This window comes from bacterium (assembly GCA_035528375.1).
Taxonomy (GTDB): Bacteria; RBG-13-66-14; RBG-13-66-14; order RBG-13-66-14; family RBG-13-66-14; genus RBG-13-66-14.
Window position 1 is genome coordinate 1 of record DATKYS010000058.1, and the last position, 21,691, is coordinate 21,691.

General features: G+C 66.8%; 16 protein-coding genes. 3 read left to right on the plus strand and 13 right to left on the minus strand.

The features are described from left to right. Both VM054_04365 and VM054_04370 read left to right on the plus strand, forming a co-directional pair. The coding region (locus VM054_04365; GenBank protein ID HUT98291.1) for a FlgD immunoglobulin-like domain containing protein at positions 1–238 on the plus strand (238 nt) is incomplete at its 5' end. 99 nt (positions 239–337) lie between these two features. Further along, positions 338–1,780, plus strand: coding sequence for an aldehyde dehydrogenase family protein (locus tag VM054_04370; GenBank protein ID HUT98292.1), 1,443 nt, complete (start codon positions 338–340; stop codon positions 1,778–1,780). 422 nt (positions 1,781–2,202) lie between these two features. Here the strand turns inward: VM054_04370 and gatB are convergent, their stop codons facing one another. The 10 genes from gatB to VM054_04420 all read right to left on the minus strand — a co-directional run bounded on the left by gatB (position 2,203) and on the right by VM054_04420 (position 17,076). Beyond that, a complete protein-coding gene (gatB, locus tag VM054_04375) occupies positions 2,203–3,642 on the minus strand; it encodes an Asp-tRNA(Asn)/Glu-tRNA(Gln) amidotransferase subunit GatB (GenBank protein HUT98293.1) in 1,440 nt (479 codons plus the stop codon). A gap of 10 nt (positions 3,643–3,652) precedes the next feature. Further along, positions 3,653–5,866 (minus strand): YCF48-related protein, encoded by a 2,214-nt coding sequence (locus VM054_04380; GenBank protein ID HUT98294.1) that lies wholly within the window; start codon positions 5,864–5,866, stop codon positions 3,653–3,655. An 11-nt stretch (positions 5,867–5,877) separates the two neighbouring features. Next, positions 5,878–8,295, minus strand: a complete 2,418-nt coding sequence (gene recJ / locus VM054_04385; GenBank protein ID HUT98295.1) for a single-stranded-DNA-specific exonuclease RecJ — start codon at positions 8,293–8,295, stop codon at positions 5,878–5,880. A gap of 43 nt (positions 8,296–8,338) precedes the next feature. Beyond that, positions 8,339–8,818: a hypothetical protein gene (locus VM054_04390; GenBank protein ID HUT98296.1), complete on the minus strand. Its 480-nt coding sequence runs from the start codon at positions 8,816–8,818 to the stop codon at positions 8,339–8,341. Positions 8,819–8,821: 3 nt separating this feature from the next. Continuing rightward, positions 8,822–9,541, minus strand: coding sequence for a ribonuclease PH (rph, locus tag VM054_04395; GenBank protein ID HUT98297.1), 720 nt, complete (start codon positions 9,539–9,541; stop codon positions 8,822–8,824). Positions 9,542–9,660: 119 nt separating this feature from the next. Then, on the minus strand, positions 9,661–10,947 hold the full coding sequence (locus VM054_04400; protein ID HUT98298.1) for a CsgG/HfaB family protein: 1,287 nt from the start codon (positions 10,945–10,947) through the stop codon (positions 9,661–9,663). An 85-nt stretch (positions 10,948–11,032) separates the two neighbouring features. Further along, positions 11,033–12,823: a hypothetical protein gene (locus VM054_04405; GenBank protein ID HUT98299.1), complete on the minus strand. Its 1,791-nt coding sequence runs from the start codon at positions 12,821–12,823 to the stop codon at positions 11,033–11,035. Next, a complete protein-coding gene (locus VM054_04410; GenBank protein HUT98300.1) occupies positions 12,816–13,280 on the minus strand; it encodes a DUF1284 domain-containing protein in 465 nt (154 codons plus the stop codon). Before VM054_04410 ends, VM054_04405 begins: the two co-directional genes overlap by 8 nt. 2 nt (positions 13,281–13,282) lie before the next feature. After that, positions 13,283–14,848: an Rne/Rng family ribonuclease gene (locus tag VM054_04415; protein ID HUT98301.1), complete on the minus strand. Its 1,566-nt coding sequence runs from the start codon at positions 14,846–14,848 to the stop codon at positions 13,283–13,285. A gap of 440 nt (positions 14,849–15,288) precedes the next feature. Continuing rightward, positions 15,289–17,076 carry a phosphoenolpyruvate carboxykinase (ATP) gene (locus VM054_04420; protein HUT98302.1) on the minus strand — a complete coding sequence of 596 codons (1,788 nt, stop codon included), beginning with the start codon at positions 17,074–17,076 and terminating at the stop codon, positions 15,289–15,291. Positions 17,077–17,219: 143 nt separating this feature from the next. Here VM054_04420 and VM054_04425 point away from each other — a divergent pair, with 143 nt between their 5' ends. After that, entirely contained in the window at positions 17,220–18,266 is a 1,047-nt protein-coding gene (locus tag VM054_04425; GenBank protein ID HUT98303.1) for a methyltransferase, read from the plus strand. Here VM054_04425 and VM054_04430 read toward each other — a convergent pair. The 3 genes from VM054_04430 to VM054_04440 all read right to left on the minus strand — a co-directional run bounded on the left by VM054_04430 (position 18,208) and on the right by VM054_04440 (position 21,610). Further along, complete coding sequence (locus VM054_04430) at positions 18,208–19,572, minus strand: (Fe-S)-binding protein (protein ID HUT98304.1); 1,365 nt, start codon at positions 19,570–19,572, stop codon at positions 18,208–18,210. The genes VM054_04425 and VM054_04430 overlap by 59 nt on opposite strands. Beyond that, a complete protein-coding gene (locus VM054_04435) occupies positions 19,532–20,839 on the minus strand; it encodes an acyl-CoA dehydratase activase-related protein (GenBank protein HUT98305.1) in 1,308 nt (435 codons plus the stop codon). The genes VM054_04430 and VM054_04435 overlap by 41 nt, the downstream gene beginning before the upstream one ends. A gap of 120 nt (positions 20,840–20,959) precedes the next feature. Further along, positions 20,960–21,610, minus strand: coding sequence for a hypothetical protein (locus tag VM054_04440; protein HUT98306.1), 651 nt, complete (start codon positions 21,608–21,610; stop codon positions 20,960–20,962). Positions 21,611–21,691: the final 81 nt, after the last annotated feature.

The following is a 21,691-nucleotide window of genomic DNA, read 5'->3' on the forward strand; positions in this document are numbered from 1 at the left end:
CGGCGAGACGACGATCAACTTCTCGCTGCCGTCGGACTCGCACGTCCGTCTGGCGGTTTACGACCTGTCGGGCCGTCTGATCACGACGCTGGTTGACGACACACTGACGGCCGGCCGTCACACGCTCGGCTGGGACGGCACCGCCTCCCGCGGGACGAGCGTGCAGAGCGGCGTTTACTTCTACAAACTCGATACCGAAACCGACAGCGCAACCCGGCGACTGGTCCTCGTTCGCTGAGGGTAAAGGCGCGACGACGAAAGGGGCCGGCGACGGTCCCTTTCTTCACGGAGGGGCAAAAATCGTATAATCGAAGCTGGTCGGTACGAGGGAGGCTTCATGGAACCCGCAAAAATCTACGTCGCCGGTGAATGGACGCCGGGAAAGGCGGAACCCATCGCCGTCACCAACCCCTACACGGGGGAGGAGCCGGTGCGACCGGTGCGGGTCGCGCTGGTCGGCGCCGCGTCGGCGGACCAGGTGGGGGCGGCCTGCCGGGCGGCTAAGACCGCCTTCGCGGAGTACGGCCGCTGGCCGGCCTACCGGAGGGCCGAGGTGGTGGCCGGTCTCCGCGACGCCGTCCGGGGACGGAAAGAGGAATTGGCCCAAATTCTCGTCGCCCAGTGCGGCAAACCGGTCACCCTGGCGCGGGCCGAGGTGGAGCGCTGCCTCGAGACGCTGACCCTGGCCGCCGAGTGCCCCCGCTGGATGTCCGGTCACGAGGTGCCGCTGGACTCCTCGCCCGTGGGTCGGGGGATGCTCGGGCTGGTCCGTCGGATTCCCCTCGGGCCGATAGCCGCCATCACCCCGTTCAATTTCCCGCTGAACCTCACCGCGCACAAATTGGGCCCCGCCCTGGCCGTTGGCTGCACGGTGGTGCACAAGCCGGCCTCGGCCACGCCGCTGGACGCCTTCGTGCTGGCGGAGATTCTGGACGGCCTGGGCCTGCCACCCGGAACGTACAACCTGGTCCCGGGCCGGGGCGCCGAGGTGGGGGAGCCGCTCTGCGCGTCCAAGGAGCTGCGGGCGATAACCTTCACCGGTTCGGGCGACGTCGGGCGCTGGCTCACCACCCGGGCGGGGATGAAGAAGCTGACCGTGGAGCTCGGCTCCACCGCCGCGGCCATCGTCGCCGCCGACGCCGACCTGGAATTCGCCGTCCCGCGGCTGGTCCGGGGCGCCTTCGGTTTCGCCGGCCAAAGCTGCATCAGCCTCCAGCGCGCCTTCGTCGAGCGGGGGATTTTCGACGACTTCTGCGACCGCTTCGTCGCGGAGACGGAGACGCTGGGCGTGGGCGACCCGGCGAGGGAAGACGTGCTGGTGGGGCCGATGATTTCCGCCGCCGAGGCGGACCGGGCCTTTGCGTGGATCGAGGAGGCCAGGGCGGGCGGAGCGATGGTGCTCACCGGAGGGACGCGCGAGGGGAACGTCATCCGACCTACGGTCCTCGCCGGCGTGCGGCTGGAGATGAAGGTCGTCGAGCGGGAGGTTTTCGCCCCCGTGGTGAGCCTGGTGCCCTACGACACGCTCGACGAGGCCATCGCCTGGACGAACCGGAACGACTACGGCCTGAACCTGTCCATTTTCACTAAAAACCTGGACGCGGCGCTGCGGGCGGCGGAGGAGCTGGAGGCCGGCGCGGTGCTCGTCAACGAGTCGCCCACCTGGCGCGCCGACATCATGCCCTACGGCGGCGTCAAGGGCTCCGGGATGGGCCGGGAGGGGACACGCTACGTTTTCGAGGAGCTCACCGAGCCCAAGCTCATCGCCTTCCGTAGATAAAAGAACGGCTTCCCTCTCCCCGTGGGAGAGGGATAAAGGGTGAGGGCTACCTTATATAACACACGGCGGCCCGCAGAGGGGCCGCCCTACACATTTCGTTGGCTGGGTGGGGGTTGAATATCGGGCGGGTGTGGACACCCGCCCCTACGTCTAAGCGCCGCGAACCCGATCCGTAGGGGCGACCGGTAGGACGAGTCCTCCACGGTCGCCCACGGGCCGACCTAAACGGCGCGCCGTCGGTCGGCCCCTACGTCGGCGCAAAGACGCACGGACCGGGGTGAGGGCTGCCGCATATCCCCTCTCCCTTTTAGGGAGCGGCACGCCGACGGGCTAGGGTGAGGGTCGGGGCCTGGAACGTAGAGAACGCGGCGGCCCGCTCCAGGGACCGCCCTACGTTGAACACGAACCCTGGTGTATCATCCCTACTCGACCAGCAGCCGCTCCACCAGCTCGTTGACCAGGCCGGGGTCGGCCTTGCCCCGCGTGACCTTCATCACCTGCCCCACGAAGAATTTCGCCAACTGCACCTTGCCCGCCCGGTACGCCTCGCGCTCGGCGGGGTGCTCGGCGATGACCCGTCGGACCGCCTCCTCGATGCTGTCCTCGTCGGAAATTTGCCCCAGGCCGTGCTTTTCCAAGAGCTCCGCCGGCGAGCCCTCGCCCCTGTACGCCCGTCCCAGGACCTCCTTTGCCGCCTTCCCGCTGAGCTTCCCGCCCTCGACCAATTCGATGAGCTCGGCGAGTTGGTCGGACGGCAGGGGGCAGTCGCCGAAGCCGCGGCCCTCCTCCTTCGAGAGCGCCGCAAGGTCGCCGTTGACCCAGTTGGCGGCCGCTTTTACGGGAACGTCGGCCGCGACGACCGCCTCGAAGTAGCGCAACCGGTTCCGCTCCGCCACCAGCACCCAGGCGTCATAACCCGAGAGACCGGCGGCGTGCAGACGCTCGCGCGCCCGCTGGGGCAGCTCGGGCAGATTCTCCCGTATCTCCTCCACCCACTCCCGCGGAATTTTTAAGGGCGGGATGTCCGGCTCGGGGAAGTAGCGATAATCCATCGCCTCCTCCTTCACCCGGCCGGGCAGCGTCGTCCCCTCGCGGTCGTCCCAGTGCCGCGTCTCCTGAATCACCTTCCCCCCCGAGGCCAGAATCCCCGTCTGCCGCTCGAACTCGTACTCCAGCGCCGCCTTGACCGCCTTGAACGAGTTCAGGTTCTTCACCTCGACCTTGGTCCCCAGCTTCTTCGAACCCGCCGGCGCCACGGAGATGTTGGTGTCCACCCGCAGCGAGCCCTCCTCCATGCTGCACGAGGAGACGTCCAGGTACTCCAGGGTGTTCTTCAGCGCCAGGAGGTAGGCGTGGGCGATCTCGGGAGTGGGGATGCAGGGCTCGGTGACGATTTCCATGAGCGGCACCCCGGAGCGGTTGAAGTCAATCAGGGTGTCGCCCTTGGAATCGTGGACGGCCTTGGCGGTGTCCTCCTCCACGTGCACCCGGCTGATTTTGACGACCGCATCGGCCTCTTCGCCGTAGCGCTCGGCGGGGAAGCGGAGCTCGCCCGCGCGCCCGACGGGCACCGGGTGCTGGCTTATCTGAAAACCCTTGGGCAGGTCGGGGTAGAAGTAGTTCTTCCGGTCGAAGTGGGTTTTTTCGGCAATCTCGCAGCCCAGGGCCAGGGCCACGCGGACGGCCTTCTCGAACACGCCGCGGTTGGGGACGGGGAGCGCGCCGGGCTGGCCGGTGCAGACCGGGCAGACGACCGTGTTGGGCTCGGCGCCGAAGACGACGGCGCAGCCGCAGTACGCCTTGCTCGCGGTGTCCAGCTGAAGGTGAACCTCGAAGGCGATGGTGGGCCGGTAATCAGTCACGCGAGCCTCTTTAGGGAATCACCGCCAGCTTGCCCACGGCGTCGCCGCGCGGACCCTGGGCGTAATAAATGTACACGCCGCCCGCCAGGGGGACGCCGCTGGAATTGGTCGCGTCCCAGGTGTGCCGCCAGGTGGCCAGGCCGTCCTCGACGTAGGGCCCCTCGTCGGCCGTCCCCTCGTAGACCAGCGAACCCGAAATATCGTACACCCGAATCAGCCCGCCGGCCGGCATCCCGGCGAAGGTGAGCGTCGTGTGCCCCCGCCCGGGCCGGAAGGGATTGGGGAAAACGTAGGGGTCGCGGGGCTCCAGGGCCACCTCGTCGGCGAAGAGCGCCTCGGCGGCGGCGAAGGCCGTGGCGAGCCGGGCGGCGTGTAGCATCTGACCCGGGCTCAGGGTGTCGCGGGTGTCGTGGACGGTGCCGATGTTGTAGTTCCGCTCGTCCTCCTCGGGATAGTACTCGCCGAGGAGCACCGCCAGAAAGCCGGCGTCCCAGAAGGCGCCGTGGTCGTGCCCGAAATCGAAGCCGTTGGTCGTGCGGTAGAGGGTGAGTCCGGGGACGTAGTCGTGCGCGTAGCCGTAGACGGCGTCCGTCAGCTCCTCTCCCGGGACGTTGCCGGTCAGGAGGAGGTCCCGGTTCGCGTCGTTGGCGTAGCCCACCGCCTCCAGGTCGAGAATCGCCCGGCATTCGAAGCCGGGGTTTTTCGCTAAAAACCTGCGACCGCCGGACTGGCCCAAATCCCCCCCCGAATAGCGGGTGGCGGTGAAGAGAAAGCCCAGGTTACGCCCGGTCTCCAGGGCGCCCAGCACCTTCGCGGCGACGAGCGCCGCCGCCGTCCCCGAGCCGTTGGCGTCGGCCCCCGGCGCGTCGAACCACGGATTTTCCGAGGCGCAGTCGTACGGGGCGATTATCAGCGGGCCGGGCTCCGCCGAAGCGCCGGTCTTGAAGGCGTAGATGTTCACCGCCGGCGGCAGGCCCAGTTCGGCGATTCCGTTGTACCAACCAATCCCGCCGTCGTCGGTGCGCTCGAAGGCGCCGTAGCCCGCGGCGAACCAGCGTTCGGGGTCCACGACCGTCAGTGCGGTCCGGTGCCCCCAGTCGGGCTCGTCGGACGGCTCGCGCAGGTATCCCCACACATCGCCCCCGTCGTCGGTCGAGAGCACACAGCCCCCGTAACCCACCGCCACGGCGTTCGTCACCGACAGCGCCTCGACATCGCCCAGGTACTCGTAATCCGGTCCGTCGAAGCTGTGGACGGTTTCCCAATTGGCTCCGCCGTCGGTCGTTCTGAAAATCGTCTCGTAGTCGTTCCCCACGGCGAAACCGGTGTCGGCGTCGGCGAAGGACAGGTTGACGACGAGCGGGCCGACGGCCGACCAGAGCTCCCAGGTCTCCCCGCCGTCCGTGGTCCGGGAGATGCAGCTCCGATACGGCGAGCCGGTCGTCCCGCCGCAGAGCCAGCCCGTATCCTCGTCGAGGAAGAACATCCCGAAGCAGGTGGCGCCGGCCGGGAAGCCGTGGGCCAGATAATTCCAGCTCGCGCCGCCGTCCGTGCTCTTCAGGGCCGCCATCCCGTCGGGGGTGTAGCCGGCGACGTAGATCACGCCGGCCGACGGCCGTTCGAGGGCGGTGACGGTCAAGGAGCCCTCGCCGGGAAGCTCGAAGGCCGTCCAGGTCGCCCCGCCGTTGGCACTCGTGAGAAAGGTCCCCGAGGAACCGGCCGCGGAGACCTTCGACGGGTCGTCGGCGGCGTAGGCCACCTCGTAGAGGCTCGATGGATCGGACCCGTCGTCCCGGCGCGTCCAGACGACGCCACCGTCGGAGGATGTGTAGATGAGCCCGGCCTGCCCCACGGCGCACAGGTCCTCCCCAGCGGAATCCGCGTCGGAGAAGACCAGCGTGGTGAAGAAGGAATCCTCGGTCACCCCGTAGCCCCAGGCGAGCAGGGAGGCGGTCAGCGAGGCGCCGGTGTCGAAGCAACCCTCGGTTGGGGTGAAGCGGGTATCCTCGGCGAGGACGAGGTCGAGGGCGTCCTCGACATCCCCGGCGTTTACGAGGTCCACCAGCGCCGCCACCTCGTCGGAGTAGGGCGCCGGCGAGTAATCCTGGGCGGCGGGGGACGGAGGGCCCGAAATCGGCGGGATGAGCTCGCCGTGGGGTGAGACGACCGCCTGACCGGCGGCGAGATTGGCAAGAGCGATGGATAAAAGCGTCAGTCCACGCAAGAAAGGCCGTCCTAGCCGACGGTGCTACAGATGTTCAACAGGAGCTGGAGGAGTTCTTGGCCCTCGAGCTCCATCTGCTGGCGGAAGAAGCGGCGCCCCTCGGTCCCGAAACGCACCAGGCGCTGGTAGGTGAAGCTCTTGGTGAGGTCCCGCCGGTCCTGCACCGACACCAATTCGTAGCTGCCGTTCCGGCGGGTCAGGAGCCCCAGATCCAAGAATATGCTCAGGGCCAGCCGGGCCTCTCCCCGGGTCAGCCACCGGCCGCTCAGTTGGACGATGATGTCGTCGTTGAAGGGCCCGTCCTTGGGCAGGTCGCGGTATATCTCCGCCAGACGCACTCGGTCCAGCGCCTTGCGGTGCCACTCCTTGAGGTCGTGCCGCTCGTAGAGGAGGACCACGTGCAGGTTCCGGACGATCCGACCCAGCTCCCGCAACAGAATCGCGTCGTAGTGATTGTCGAAAGGATCGCAGACACAGGCCCACGCCTCGGGGAGGGCCTTGAATCCGCCGATGGTCAGGGTCTCCCAGAAGAGGTAGTGCCGGTCGTCGAAGTCGGTGGGGACGGTGGCGGGGAGATACCCGTGCAGGGCGAGGAAGCGCTGGATGGTCCTGCGGCGGTTCGAACCGGCGTAGATGACCGTCGGCCCCGCGGCCACCATCTCCAAGAGGTCGTCCGTGACCCCCGAATCGCGACGGTCGTCCACGGACACACAGGAGAGATCGCCCTCCACACGCTCCTCCAGGTCGAAATCCAGCACCCTGAGCTGGATGTTGGAGCCGGCATGGAAGGTGTTGCGCTCCAGGTGGTAGGCGATGTCGAAGGGACGGGCGCGGGGCAGGTAACTGGCCAGATCGGCCCGCCCGAAGGCGATGGCCTCCAACGACGCGCCGTCCTGGGTGAGAACGAGCTTGAGGTGGTTCTTCCCCACGACCCGGGGCTCGTCGGCCAGCATGACCCCACCGGCGTGGAACACCGGCTCGGGGTTGCCGATGCCGTACGGATCGAGCCTCTCAATCTCCCACAGGAGCTGCTCGTTGATGGCGGTCAGGCGGAGCTCGGCGTCAATCTCGAGGAGCGGGTGGGGAGCGATGGGCTTGCGCCGGGCGATTTCGTTGATCCGTCGCCGGAGCTCCGGCAGGTTGGGAAACTTTATACGGACACCGGCGGCGTGGAGGTGGCCGCCGTAATCCTCGATGACGTCGGCGCACTCGTCCAGGGCGCCGATGACGTCGAAATCGCCGTACCCCCGGGCCGAGCCGCGGCCCAGCTCGCCGAAGACCAGCGCCGGGCGGGCGAAACGGTCGGCCAGCCGGGCGGCGACTATCCCCACCACACCCGGGTGCCAGTCGTTGCTCCCCACGACGATGACCGGCACCTCCTCGAAGGCGATGTCGTCCTCGGCCAGGGCCATGGCCTCCCGGGTCGTCTCGGACTCGATCAACCGCCGCTGGCGATTGAGCGACTCCACGCGCATCGCCAGCCGGTAGGCCTCGTCGGCGTCCTCGGAGAGCAGGAGCTCCACCCCGACCTCGGCGGTGGCGATGCGACCGGCGGCGTTGAGACGGGGGGCCAGAACGTAGGAGAGTTGCTTCGCCCCGATCCGCCTCCCCCCCAGTCCGGCCGAGTCTATGAGCGCGGCCAGCCCCAGGCGGGGGATGCTGTTCATCCGAGCCAGTCCGGCCACCACCAGGGCGCGGTTCTCATCCACCAGGGGCGAGACGTCGGCCACCGTTCCCAGCGCGACGAGGTCCAGGTAATCCTCGGGATCCGGCCCCCGACCGAGGGTCCTGGACAGGGCGCTGATGACCTTGTAGACGGTCCCCACTCCGGCCAGGCCGGAGAAGGGGTAACCGGACCCGCCGACGTTGCCGTTGATGATGGCCAGGGCATCGGGCAGCTTCTCGTCGGGGAGGTGGTGGTCGGTGATGATGAGGTCCAGCCCCAGCTCTCGGGCTTGCCGGGCGGCTTCGTGGGCGGTGACCCCGCAGTCGTTCGTCACGAGGAGACCGTACCCGGCGGCCTTCGTCTCGGCCACCACCTTGGGGGAAAGGTCGTACCCCTGGGTCAGCCGGTTGGGGACCATGTGGCCGACGCGGGCGCCGATGCGGCTGAGGAAGTCCACCAGCGCCACCGTGCCCGTGATGCCGTCCACGTCATAGTCCCCGAAAACGAAGATGCCCTCGCCGTCATCCACCGCCCGGGTGATCCGGTTGACCACCGTCTCCATATGGAGGAACTTGAACGGGTCGTGGTGGACGGCGCCGTAGAGGAAGGAGAAGGCCTCGGCGGGATTGCTCATGCCGCGGTTGAGGAGCACCTGGGCCGTGACCGAGTGGATGAGGAGCTCGCGGCAGATGCGGTGCCGACCCCGCCAATCGGGGGGCGACGCCCGCCACTCGAAACGCTTCGCTCCTCCAATGCCCACCATGTTCGGCTCTTTCCGGTCCCGCTCCGCCGGGGAACGGGGGAGATCAACCCAGAACGTCCCGGTGGTCCAACGGGGGACGGTAGGGTTTCACGTACCGCTTGACGAAGGCCAGCACCTGGTCTCGGTTCGTGCCTTTCGGATTTTCTTCGTCGTTGGCCGGCCCGAACCAGAGGTTCACGCCGCGCCAGGGGTCCAGCCGGCTCGGCCGATGGCCCGGGGTCAGCATCACCCCGAAGCGGTCGGCGTAGTAGCAGCGGAAGTGGCTCCAGGGCCGCTTGAAGCGGAAAAAGAGCCGGCGCCAGACCAGGCCCTCGCCGTCGAAGGAGTAGCTCGAGGGCAGGAAAAACCCGTTGAGGACGAAGAAGATGACCGCTCCGCCGACAATCCCCACCGTCGGACCGCCGGCGTAGTAGATGAGGAAGACGACCACCAGGCTCAGGACCGCGATCCCGGCCAGGGCCCGCCAGGGGTACAGCGCCGGGGGGTACACCCACCAGGACAGCTCGTTCTCCGCGTCGGACATCGGTTATCCTTGCAGGGTCTTACGCTGGAGCTCCACCAGCTCGTTGATCCCCTTGGTGGCCAGATCGAGCAGGCGTTCGAGGCAGGCGCGGTCGAAGGGCTTGCCCTCGGCGGTGGCCTGAACCTCGATCAGGTTCCCGGCGCCGGTCATCACCACGTTGGCGTCCACGTCGGCGGCCACGTCCTCGCGGTAGCAGAGGTCCAGAAGCTCGTCCCCGGCCACGACCCCCACGCTCACCGCGGCCACGTGGTCGCTGATGGGCAGGGCGCCCGTCTCCTCGCCGCCGCCGAGCCAGACCAGCGCGTCGTGCAGGGCCAGCCAACTGCCTGTTATCGCCGCGGTACGGGTGCCGCCGTCGGCGGTGAGCACGTCGCAGTCTATGGTGACGGTGCGCTCGCCCAGCTTCTCGAGCCTGGTCACCGACCGGAGGCTGCGCCCGATCAGGCGGCCGATTTCCAGGGAGCGTCCGCTGGGACGGCCGTAGCTCTCCCGCTTACTCCGCTGACCGGTGGAACGGGGGAGCATGGCGTACTCGGCGGTTATCCAGCCTTTGCCCGCGCCCTTGAGCCAGGTCGGGACGCCCTGCTCCACCGTGGCGGTGCAGACCACGCGGGTGCCGCCGAACTCGACGAGGACGGAGCCCTCGGCGTGCTCGATGTAGTTGCGGGTGAACTTGACGGGCCGGAGCTCGTCGGCCTTGCGGTTATCGAAACGTACAGACACATGACTCCTTACGTTCCCTCCCCCCTGATTTCTTCCCCCTCTCCCTGTGGGAGAGGGGATGGGGGTGAGGGCTACCTTATTTCCCCTCCCCCCTCTGGGGGAGGGCTAGGGAGGGGGGCCTACTCCACCGGGCACCAGTCGGGATACATGTCGCTGATTTCGTTATGTGTTAACTGGGTCTGGTTGCGCCCGTCGGCGTCCATCACGAAGATTTCATAGTCCCCGTCGCGGTAGGAGGCAAAGGCGATGCGGCGGCCGTCCGGACTCCAGGCGGGATATTCGTCCCAATCATCGTTAAAGGTCAACTGGGTCTGGTTGTTCCCGTCAGCGTCCATCACGAAGATTTCTTCGTCCCTGTCGCGGTCGGAGCAGAAGGCGATGCGGCGGCCGTCCGGACTCCAGGCGGGCCAGAAGTCATCGCTGTCGTTGTCGGTCAACTGGGTCTGGTTGCCCCCGTCGGCGTCCATCACAAAGATCTCATTGTCCCCGTCGCGGCTAGAAGTAAAGGCGATGCGGCGGCCGTCGGGACTCCAGGCGGGAAAACAGTCATGACAGGTGTTGTTGGTCAAATTGGTCTGGTTGCGCCCGTCGGCGTCCATCACGAAGATTTCATAGTCCCCGTCGCGGTCGGAGAAAAAGGCGATGCGGCCCGCGCCGGAGGAACCGGCAACCGGCGATATACTGACCAGTTTTACAAGCCGCACCTTGTCCCCGACGACCACCGAAAACGCACCCTCCAGGACCGCCTCGGAGAGCTCATCGGCCAGCACCTTGGTGATTTTCGCCTCGCCCAGTTCCTCGACGTCGCGGCCGAGGAACATGCCGGTCTCGGGGTGATAAAACTCTTCGCCCAACCGCACCAGGTACACCATGTCGTTCACGCTGATGTCTTCCTGGCTTCCGAGATCGGTTTTAATGGTGTTTCCCGAAACCGAAACCACGGTGCCCTCTACCGAAATGGTTCCGGACAACTGGACGGCCAGTGAATCAGCCACCGTCAACAGGCCCTCCAAATTACCCGATTTCTCGGCAAGCGACTGCTCCACCCGGCCCGAATAGACATCCACCACCCTCACGCTGACGACATAGGACCCGCCCACCTGCGCGACTTGTCCCACGATCACCTTCTGGGCGCCCGCCAGTTGACCCACCTTAACGAAGCACTCCGTCGTCGTGCAGCCGGAAAGCGCCAGCCCCTGCTCTTCCATCAGGGCCTCCAGGCGCTCCCGCTCGACGACCTCGAAGCGGTGCGTGTTGATGAGCGCATTCAGGAAGCTGACCGAAACGCCGGAGGCCACGGACTCGCTCACCCCGCTGGGCTCGATGCCCATGAAGGCGATTTTTACCTTGGGCGCGGCCAGGGCGGTGGAGGCTATCAGAAGGCAAATAACGGCATTTTTACGCATGGTATCCCCTCATGTCCGAGGTATCAGCTTTAACTTATTCCCCTTGGTCGAGCACGGAAACCGCTTCGCCACCGCGGAGCCGAGCTTACTCCGTCACCCGCTGCCAGGCGGTGATGCGCGCGCCGGTGAGCGGGAACGGCAGCCGTTGCGATTCGAGCCGCCGGTCGTAGGTCAGCCGGATGAAAGGCGGGGTGTAGGCCTCGGCGGTGAGCCAGGCGATTTGACCCTCCTTGGGCGGTGAGCCGAGCGGGGCCATGACGGCCGTGCGGAGGTGAATCCAGGCGCCTTCGAGGTTGATTTCCGCCGCGGGCCCCCAGGCTTCTAAAAGCGGCAGGGCCGCCGGAGGAGCCGTCCCCTCGCCGCCGGCGAAACCCGCCTCGGACACAACCGGCTGGCCGTCCACCAGAACCGCCACCACGCGCAGGGGCGTGGGCACGCGCCGCTCGACGGGGAGTGCCGAGTTTTCGTCCTTCCAGTTCTCCGACAGGAGCCAGATTCTACCCAGGGGGGCGACGAGCTCCAGCAGGCGGGGCGCCTCGACGTTGACGTCGCCCTGGAGGTAGAGGTCGCCGGAACACAGAAGGGCCAGGTCGGCGGGAAGGCCTCGCGCGCCCTTCAGGCGGCAGTCGCCGCCCACGTAGAGGATGCCGTTGGCGGGCCAGAGGGAATCTTTCAAATCGCCGTCGCCGTTGGGATCGGCCAGCCTGGCGAGGTCCAGCTCCAGGAGGTCCGTGTTCCCGCCCGTCGCGGGATTGAGAAAGGTCTTCCGCTCCACCGCGGCCAGCGGCTCGGCGTAGTACGCCCCGTCGGCGTCGAGGCAGGTCACCACGGCGCCGTCGGTGAAGATGGCGTAGGCGGCCTGGGGCCGGAGGTAGTCCATGTCGGCCAAAAACGGCGGCTGGAAGCTGCCGATGCCCATGAATCCGTCGCGCACCGCCCCCGCGAATAGCTCCTGGCAGCCGGTGATGCCGTTGGTCGGGTCGTTGTCGTAGAAGGCAAAACCCTCGTTCTCCGCCACGTGCTCCGAATCGAAGGGGGGGTCGGTGAACCACTCCACCTCGCGGAAGCCCGACTCCTCCTTCTCATCGGGGACGACCACCAGGACCTCGCCCAGGAGCCCCTCCCGCCCCCAGGAGTCGCGCAGGCGGAGGAGCTTGGCCGCCGAGGTGACCTCCTGGCCGTCCAGACGCACTTTGGTCCCCTCGGGCATGAGGCTGAGGTCGCCGTTGGCGTGGACCGCGCCGTCCACGTACCAGGTCGCCCTGCCGGCCAGGGCGAGCTCCGAGGCCGAGAAGAGGACGTACTGTTCGAGGGGCTGGGTGCGCCCGGTGACCCGCAGCCGCCGCGTGATGGGATTCCCCGTCGGGTAGAGGGTGGCCTCGACCTGGATGGTGAAGCTCAACCGATCGGGGTCGTTGTAGTAGGCGATGACCCGGAGCTCCTCCGGCACCCCTGCGCTGGAGAGTGAGCTCCAGCCGGCCCCGGGATACCAGCGCCAGACGTAGGCCCCGTCGTCCAGGTTCCGTTCGAGACTTTCCTTCGCGCCGGGACCGTCTATGACCGCCACCACCTCGCCGGTGAGCGGGCTGGTGATCTGGGGGACCAGGGGGGTGTCCTCGTTGACGACCAGCCGGCCGTCGGCGTCCAGGGCGTGGGTGGACCGGCCGTCGAAGCGGGTGGCGGCCAGCTCGCGGAACACCAGGTTCCAGCCGGATTCGGCCAGCGCCTCACACTGGACGGCCAGGCGCGCGTCCTCGGCGGAAACGATCTCGTAGTTCGCCAGGGCCAGAAGAAGCGCGGCGAAAGTCGAGAGCACCGCCAGGACGATCAACGCCATGGCCAGCGCCACTCCTCTCTCGTCGCCGCCTCTACGCACGGGGTCCTCCGCCGTGGGTCGGTTTTTCAGGGAAAAGCTCCCTCAGCCGGATTGCGATAACCCGCGGGCAGTCCATCCGGGGCAGCCATGAACAACCGCCGCAGACCTCGTAGCCCCGCTCGGCGCTATAGGCGTCCTTCAGCGATTGGAGCAGATCCGCCGCCCGGTGACGCCCCGGGGAAACTCCCAGAAGGGCGGAGGCGGCGTGATCGAGCCCGTCCACGCCGGAATCCGGAGCGAGGGAAACGCACTCCTCCTTCATCTCCGGGCATCCGTCGCAGAGGTCGTCCGGCCCGCGAACCAGCTCGATCACCGTGCCGTCAGCCAGGAGGGCGCGCTGGAGATCCCGCGTCTTCTCCACGAACTCCGGTGAGTACCCCTCGCCCTGAAAGGCCACAAGGCACAGCAGGTGGTGCGGGCGCAGACGGATGACGCCGGCGGTCGGCGGACGGCTCACGGTCAGCTCTTCTTCCGGACATGTCGGCGCCTGCCCCGCGACCGCCGCGGCTTCTTCGCGTCGTCCACCCCTTTGACCGTCAGCTCGTCGAAGGGCTGGAGCGGATTCGCCTGCATGGAAATCTCCCGTCCGAACTCCTCCTGCAGACGGTCGAGGACGGCGGGGTGCCGGGTCTTGAGAATCTGTACGACGTTGGGGTTGCAGACGAGCTGGACGGTGGATTCCCCGGCCTGGCAGAGCGCCCGCCGGAGGGTGTTCTCCACGTGCAGGGCCAGGGACGTATCGGAGAGCACGAGCCCGGTGCCCCCACAGCACGGGCATCGGCCGGTCATCTGGGCCGTGACGCTGCGCCGGACCCGTTTCCGGGTCATCTCGACCAACCCCAGGTCGCTCATCCGCCGCACGCGGGTCTTTGACCGGTCCTTCTGCAGGGCCTGGCTGAGGCGCTTGACCACCTCGTCGCGATGCCCCTGGACCTCCATATCAATGAAATCTATGATGATGATGCCGCCGATGTCCCGGAGGCGGAGCTGGCGGGGTATCTCCACCGCCGCCTCCAGGTTGGTCTCGAAGACCGTCCGCTCCAGGTCCGTTTTGCCGACGTTCTTGCCGGTGTTGACGTCTATGGAGGTCAGCGCCTCGGTCTGCTCTATGACGATGTAGCCGCCGCACTTGAGCCAAATCCGCCGCTGGAGCATGCGTTCCAGCTCACGCTCGACGCCGTAGGCCTCGAGGAGGGGGTAGCGGCCCGAGTAGAGTTCGATGCGGGTGGAGAGTTTCGGGGCGGTGCGGCGGGCGAAGTTCCGGATGCGGTTGTAGAGCTCCCGATCGTCTATGACGAGGGAGTCCACCTCTTCGGATAGGACGTCCCGGATGATGGAAAACACCAGCCCCAGGTCGTCGTAGACCAGGGCCGGTGCTTCGGTTTTTTTCGCCTTGCGGACTATCTCCCGGGAGAGCCGGCTCAGGTAGCCCATCTCGGCGCGGATGGCCGTCTTGGAGGAGCCCTCGCCGACGGTGCGGACGATGAACCCGGTGTCGCCCGCGCGCAGGTTCTTCACCAGTTTGCGCAGGCGGTTGCGCTCGGAGGCCGAGGCTATTTTCCGGCTGACGCCCACGTGATCGGCGTAGGGCATCAGCACCAGGTAGCGTCCGGCGATGGTGATGTTGGCGGTGGCCCGGGGACCCTTCTTCCCGATGGGCTCCTTGGTTATCTGGACGAGAATCTCCTGGCTCCGGGAGAGGAGCTTCTCGATGGGCGGAACCTCGCGCCGACGGCCCCGCCGGTGGTCAATCAGGTTGTCGTAATCCTCGTCCAGGAAGGCGCCGATGTCCTGCGCGTCGGTGACCAGATCTTCGGCGTGGAGGAAGGCGTTGCGATCGAGCCCGATGTCAATGAAGGCCGCCTGCAGTCCCGGGAGAACCTCGCTAACACGTCCTTTGTATATGTTCCCGACGATGTGACGAGCATCGGCGGATTCGGTCATTATCTCCACCAAATCCTCGTCCTCGAGCGTGGCCACCCGAGTCTCGAGGGGGGAGACGCTGACCAAGATTTCTTTTTTCAACCAAAACCTCGTGCTTTATAGCTGGGCGAACCGAGGCAGGCCGTACTGTGACCGATCGGGGAGCCGAGCGCCCCGGCGGACACAAAAGCGAGGTTCCGACGACGAGACGACGGAACCCCCTGTGGTTCGGGTGGACGGCTAATCTGGAGCCGTTGGCCTGCATAATCGGTTCACAAAAGGGTAAAAAGGGTTAAACCGCTAACTTACGGGTATAGTATAACAGAAGAACCCCCTAAAAGTCAACGTGTTGTGCAAATTTATCTCCGCAAGGCGGGGCCTTACTCCCCTTCGGGGGCATCCTCGGGACGGTCGTCTCCGGTCGGTCCGTCGGTATCGAAACGAAGCCGGACCGCCGCCGGTTCCCGGCAAAAAAACGGCCGCCCTCGGGGACGGCCGCCTGAAGGCAAGGGGTTTAAACCCCTTGTCTCATTATGCGAAAGCTAGCTGTAAGCGGCGCAAACGGCGCGGACGATCACGGGGTCCACGTCGTACTTCACCAAAAACTCGCGCCGCTCCCGCAGCATCATCTCCACCCAGGCCCGGTACTCGTCCATCCGCCCGGCCTTGGAGAAGAAGAGGACGGGATTTAATATCTCCACGGGAACCTTCGCCAGGAGCGCGGCGTTGGCGGGGTCGTCCACGTCCACAATCTCGTAGCCGAAGTCGGGGTCCTTCTTCCAGACGATTCCGCCCGAAAGCATGGCCTCGAGCATGGCGGAGGAATGGGGGATCTTCACCTTCAGCGCCTTCCCGGCCTTGACGTCCAGGGCGTCGCCGCCGACCCAGCCCGTGTTCATGGCCCAGCACACCACTCCGGGCATCGTGGCCACCAGCTCGGCGAAGCGCTTCGGCTGGAGCCCGTTCTGCTGGGGGAAGAAGGGCTGGGTGAATGGGCTGCGGGTCCGGCCGCGCTCCTTGCCGGCCGCCGAGGTCTTGGTCGTCTCGCCGAGCATGAAGTAACCGCCGGCCTGTTCCGGGCTGACGAAGCGGATGATACCCGGGTAGGCCGCGTCGGGACCCTCGTCGCGGTTGAGGATGCCCATGTACTTGAGGGGCGGGATTTTATGCAGGTCGGCCGCGTTCTTTATCGCCTTCATCGGGATGATCGAGCGGCCGTTCTGCGTCCAGACGAGGAAATCCCAACCGTCGGCGGGGGTGTCGTACTGGTCCACCACCTCGTCTATTTGGACCTCGCCGCGGACGAACTTCTCCACGTTCCCGACGGGGGCCTTCGTGGCGATGAGGATGTCTCGGTATCGTTCGACCTCCTCCACGGTCAGGCGCTGTTTGCCGAAATCGAAGGTGCCCTCGGGATTTACGTAGATGTTCTCCGTCCAGGAGGTGGGGTCCACCGTACCGGTGTAGATGACGGGCTCGGCCTCCTCGGTCAGCCCGTAGGTTTTGGCGAAGCAGCCGTTCTCGGTGATGGATATCTCGCCCCCGGGCCACAGGGTCACCATGTCGTCCTGGATGGGCTGGGTCAGCTCGCCCTGCTTGGAGAAGGTGGTGGTGGTCTTCCCGGTGCCGGAGAGGCCGAGGATGGCCATGGTAACGGTCTTTCCGCCGATGGTCACCGCCTTGGCCCCGGCGTGGAGGGTCAGGCCGCCGCGCTGGTAGGTGTACTCGTTGAGCATGCGCAGGGCGCCCTTCTTGCTCTCACCGAAGTAATCCGCCCCGATGACGTAGGTGGTCCAGTTGTCCAGGTCCACGAGCATGGCCTGGCCGCCGGGCATCCCCTTCGCCTCCAGAGCCGGCGTCATGACCAGGCGGAAAGAGGGCTTGAAGGGCCGGGCGAGCTGCTCACCAGTCTCCACCATCTCCCGGGGGAAAGACAGAATCTGCTGCATGGCGGCGACGTTCGTTATGTCCAGGGTGTAGAGCCACTGTACGCCGACGGCGCGCGGGCCGAGACCTTCGTAGCCCTGTATGTCAATCAGTGTCCCCTTCTCCTCGACGTACTTCTCGACGCTCTCGATCAGGCAGGTGGCGGATTCGGGGTCAATGGTCTTCCCCGAGTAGCGACCGGCGTCGGACTCGACGGCGACGATGTAGGTGTACGGAGCCTTGCGGGCCTTGTTGAAGGTAATCTTGTTCAGGCTTCCGTAGGCGGTCTTCATCACCGCCGGGGTGTGCTCCAGGGCCAGCTGTCGGAGTTTATCCTGAGTCGGGTTGGTGATGTAGGTCACCTTGAAGGGGTGCAGCTCATCCATGGTAATGCGTGGACTCATGATTGCTCCGTAGGTTCAGGTCTTCACCAAAGACCGGTGCTCGTGAAATAAATTTCACTACAAAGCGAACATTGGGAATACTAACATATCCCCCAAAACCTTCCAAGCCCGTCCCTGTGCTAAGATGGGGTGGGAGGGAACCCGTGCTGACACCGTCCGAAAAGCTTCTCGTGGAAGAGCTGGGCGATCCCGGGGAAACGAAGCGAAGCGAGTTAAGCCCCGGCAAAAGGACCCTGGCCTGGGATTTGGGCTCCGCCGAGCTGGTGGCCGACCTCAGACGCCCATCCCGGGAGCTCGTCGTCGTGGAGGACGGGCTGGGTGCTGTCCGTGACCTGCCACCCGGGGAGGCACTCCACGCGTGCTTCCCGCCCGACCGCCCGTTCGCGCTCATCACTCTCCGGGGGGATCGGGACCGGGAGCGGGGCAGGGCGCGAATAGCCTGGTCGGCGAACCATCTGGACCGGGACGGGGTGCTCCTCGTCGTCGGGGAGAAGGGGGGCGGGATCGAGGGTTACCGACGGCACCTCGAAGGGCGCTTCGGGCGAGTCGGCGCGGTCTCGCGTTACCACTGCCGCCTGTGGCGCTGCGCGGAACCTCGGGGAGGCGAACCTCCCGACACCGAACCCCGGCCCGCGTACGAGGTCCCCGACCTGGGAGTCGTCCATTCCCTCCCCGGCGTCTTCGCCTGGCGCGCCCTGGACGGGGGAACGGAGGCCCTGCTCGAGTCCCTCCCGGAACGGTGGGAGGGGAAGAAGGTCCTCGATCTGGGCTGCGGGAACGGGGTGCTCGCCCTGCACGGGGCGGTGAAAGGCGCGGGAAGAGTCACCGCCCTGGACTCGTCGGCCCTCGCCCTGGCCTGTGCGAGAGCCACCCTGGCGGGATTCCGAAACGAAGCGAAGCGAGTAATACCCCTGCAAAACGCGGAGGTCATCGCCGCCGAGGCGGGCGACGAACTGAACGGCCTCTACGACGCCGTCCTCTGCAACCCGCCCTTCCACCACCGGTCGGGGCACGCCCTCAGCCAGATCGGGAAATTCGTCGGGGCCGCGGCGGGCGCGCTCCGTGAGGGGGGGAATCTCTGGATGGTGCTGCGGCGCGAGCTCCCCGCGGAAAAACTGCTGGGGGACCGATTCAGGGACCGGACCCTGTCGCTGCGCGGCGGCTACCTCGTCTGCCGGGTGGTGAAGTAGAGCGGGCGAGGGATTCGGCGACCAGCTCCCCCAACAGGGCCACCCGGAGGTCGGCTCCACGCCGAGTCAACGCGGCCTCGATCTGCATCGCGCAGCCGGGGCACGAGGTGACGACGACCCCGGCGCCGGTGGAGAGGATGTTTTCCACCTTGCGCTCCCCGATCCGCGCCGCGGTCTCGGGGAATTTGGCGAAGTAGCTCCCCGCCCCCCCGCAGCATACGTCCCGCTCGGGCAGTTCGACGTAATCCCCGAGCCGGCGCAGAATCCCCTCGGCCAGATCCAACTTTAAATAACGCGCCAGGTGGCACGGCTGGTGGTATGTAACCCGCAGCGAGGGGTCGCGTACGAGGGACAGGTCGTCCAGACGGCTGACGAGGAGTTCCTCGAGGGTCAGGGTGTCGGCGAGCGGGCCGGTGTAATGGCCGCGGAGGAAGCTGGCGCAGGAGGCGCATGCGGTGACGACGCCGTCGAGGGGAGGACCGGCGAAGGCGGCGACGTTGGCCTCAACGAGCGCCGCAGATGTCCGGCGGTCGCCGTTTCCCCAGGCGGGCAGGCCGCAGCACGCTTGGTTCTTCGGGGCGACGAGGGTGAGACCCAAAACCTCGGCCAGCTCGACCACCGCCTCACCGGTGGCGGGGTAAGCCAGGTCCACGGCGCAGCCCACGAAGAAGCCGAAACGGGGCGCTCCCGGACCGGCGTCGTGGAGCACCTCGCCGCGGTCGAGACCGAAGGGGCGGCGGGCCAGCGTCGGCGGCACGAGACGGGGCGAGAGCCCGGCCAGGGGTAGTAGAAAGCGGTAAACGCCGGACAGGGCGCGCTGGGTGCGCTGGGAAGGCGACAGGTTTTCCCCGGAACGCCGACGGAACGGGCCGAAAAAACCGGCCCCCAGGGCCTGCAGGCGCCCCACCGCCGAGGCGACGGACGCCAGGAGTGCCCGCCGGGGGAGCATGTAACGCAGGATTAAAATGCTCAAAAAACCGCGGCCCCGCCGACCGGCGATGCGCTCCCGGGCGGCGAAGACGAGCTCCTGCACCCGCGTCCCCTGGGGACAGCTCTCCACGCACATCCGGCAACCCAAGCAGTCGGCAATGAGCTTCGCCAGGTCGGCGTCGTAGGCCAGCTCCCCGGCCTCGGCGGCGGCCAGGAGCTTCAGCTTCCCCCGGGCCGAGCTGGCCTCGGAGCCCTCCGCGGCGAAGACGGGGCAGACGGCGCGGCACTTCCCGCAGGCCACGCAGCGCTCTAGCTCCCGGGCGAATCCGTCGGTGTCAGTCGAGCCCAACTTCGTCCCCCGTCGCTGTAGAACCACTCCCGCGCCGTTCCAGCATATCGCAGAACGCCTCGATGCGGGTGAGGATGCCCGCCTCGCCCGACTGCTCGTCCACCTGGAGGATCATCAGGGGAACCCCCGCCTTCTTCGCCTCCATCTCCAGCGTCTTGCCCACGAAGGCGTCGGGGCCGCAGGTGGCGCTGGTCACGTGCACCAGTCCCACGGTGGGCGCCCCCGCCCGCTTCCCCCGGCTCCTCGCCAGCAGTTGACCCAGGAACCCCCGCCGAGTCAGCCGCTCCCCGGCGGCCTGCTCCGCCGTGGCCCCGTAATGGATGAGGTAGAGCGCCGCGTCGGCGACGATGTTGGAGAAATACCAGAAGAAGGGCCGCTCCTTGTGGAGGGCGCCCAGGACCAGGGAGCGTTTGTCCCGCCAGAGCCGCCAGGGGGTCCAGACGTCGTAGCCCCGCTCCGCGAATCGCTTGACCACCCCCGCCCCCAGGTAGGGATCGAAGAGGAGGTAGGGGTAGCCGACCACGGCCAGAACGCCCCTCCCGCCGACGGGCGGTGAAGGCGGCTCTCCATCTTTGTCCAGGGCGCGCAGCGCCTCGTCGGGCGCCAGACCCAGCCCCAGCAGCTTTTCGTACCGACGCTGGAAACGCAGCGCCCTGCGGTAAACGCGGTAGAGATGGACGTAGCTGAAGTACTTGAGGCGGCGGAGCTGGTTCGCCACGCGGTAGAGGGTGGCGAAGCGGCGGGTGAGGTCCACGTTGATGTCAATGAGGACGGGGTTATCTTCAGGGAGGCTCGCGTCGGGCTGTCCGCGCCGGACGATGGGCAGCTCGCGTACGCCGTCGGGGGGCGGGGGTTGGGTGAGCCTGAGACGGCGGCGGATCAACCGGCGGGCCCGCGCCCCGGGACCGAGCTGCTCCACGGTCTCCAGCCCCATCGTGTTCCGGACGATGTCGGGCAGACCGATGAATTTCGGGCAGAAGGATTCGCGGTAGGCCCGGCCCTGGTGCTTCAGCCGCCTGACCTTGACCAGCCGGGGGAGGTGTATCGCGTCGCACCCGCCGAGGAGGGAGTGCACGTGACCGTGGAAGACCTTGATCGGGATGCAGGCGTCGGTGACGGTGTAGATCGTACCGGCGTCCAGGACGGCGCGGTTGGTGGGCGTGCTGAGCTTAATCTCGAAACCGAGGCCGTCGAGGAGCTCGCGCACCAGGGGGTAATAGACGAAGTAGTCCAGGGCGCGGGGCACGCCGATGGTGAGGCGGGGGGTGCGGTCGGAGTTTACGGAATCGTTCATCGCAGTCGTCGCGGCCCCCATGATACAAAGGGCGACTCCTTTGGTCAAGATTCAATGGAGACAAGGGGCACAAGCCCCTTGCCCAACCTCTTAAGGATCGCCATCGAGAGGGACCGGTTGCTAGAAGAGGAACCCGAACCCCAGACCGGTGCACAGCACCATCGGCGTGGCCAGGAAATCATGCTCGACCGGTTCGAATCCCGGCTCGTCAACGTTGAAGGTGTAGGTGCCGCTGGCGTGGAGGCGGTAGTGGACGAAGGGTTCCAGGTAAAAAACCTTGCCGAAGACGAACTGGCAGCCGACGCCGACCCCCACGGCCGGGGCCAGGGAGCGGGTGTAGCCCGGCGCGTTGTCGAAGTCGGTGTAGTTGAAGGAAATGCCCAGGTCCACGTGACCGTAGGGTCGGATGTTCCCCCTGATGAAGTAGCCGTTCAAGCCGACCGCTACTGATCCCTCGCCGATGGTGAGGTCGTAATGCGGCAGCTCCTCGCCGAGGTCGTTGGAGGCCCCCGCGGTGGCAAAGTGGAAGTTCAACCCGATCGTCAGTTCCAGGTAATCGGAGAAACCGACCCCGCCCTCCATGGCCGCGTAGACGCTGGTCGAGTACTCAGGGCTCGCGACGTTCTCGAACGATTGCGGGTAGGGCTCGGTGAGGGCGATGGGATAGGCGGCGCGGAAACCGAAACGACCGTAACCCCTCTTCCCGGAAAAATCGGCCGAAAACGAGGCGACGAGGGCGACGAAGAGGAGCACCACCACCGTTGGCTTCATCTCAACCTCCCAGGGTGTTCGCCCACCTGCGTGGAACAGTGACTTAAAGAAAACGCATCGCCTTACGGGACAACGTCCTCC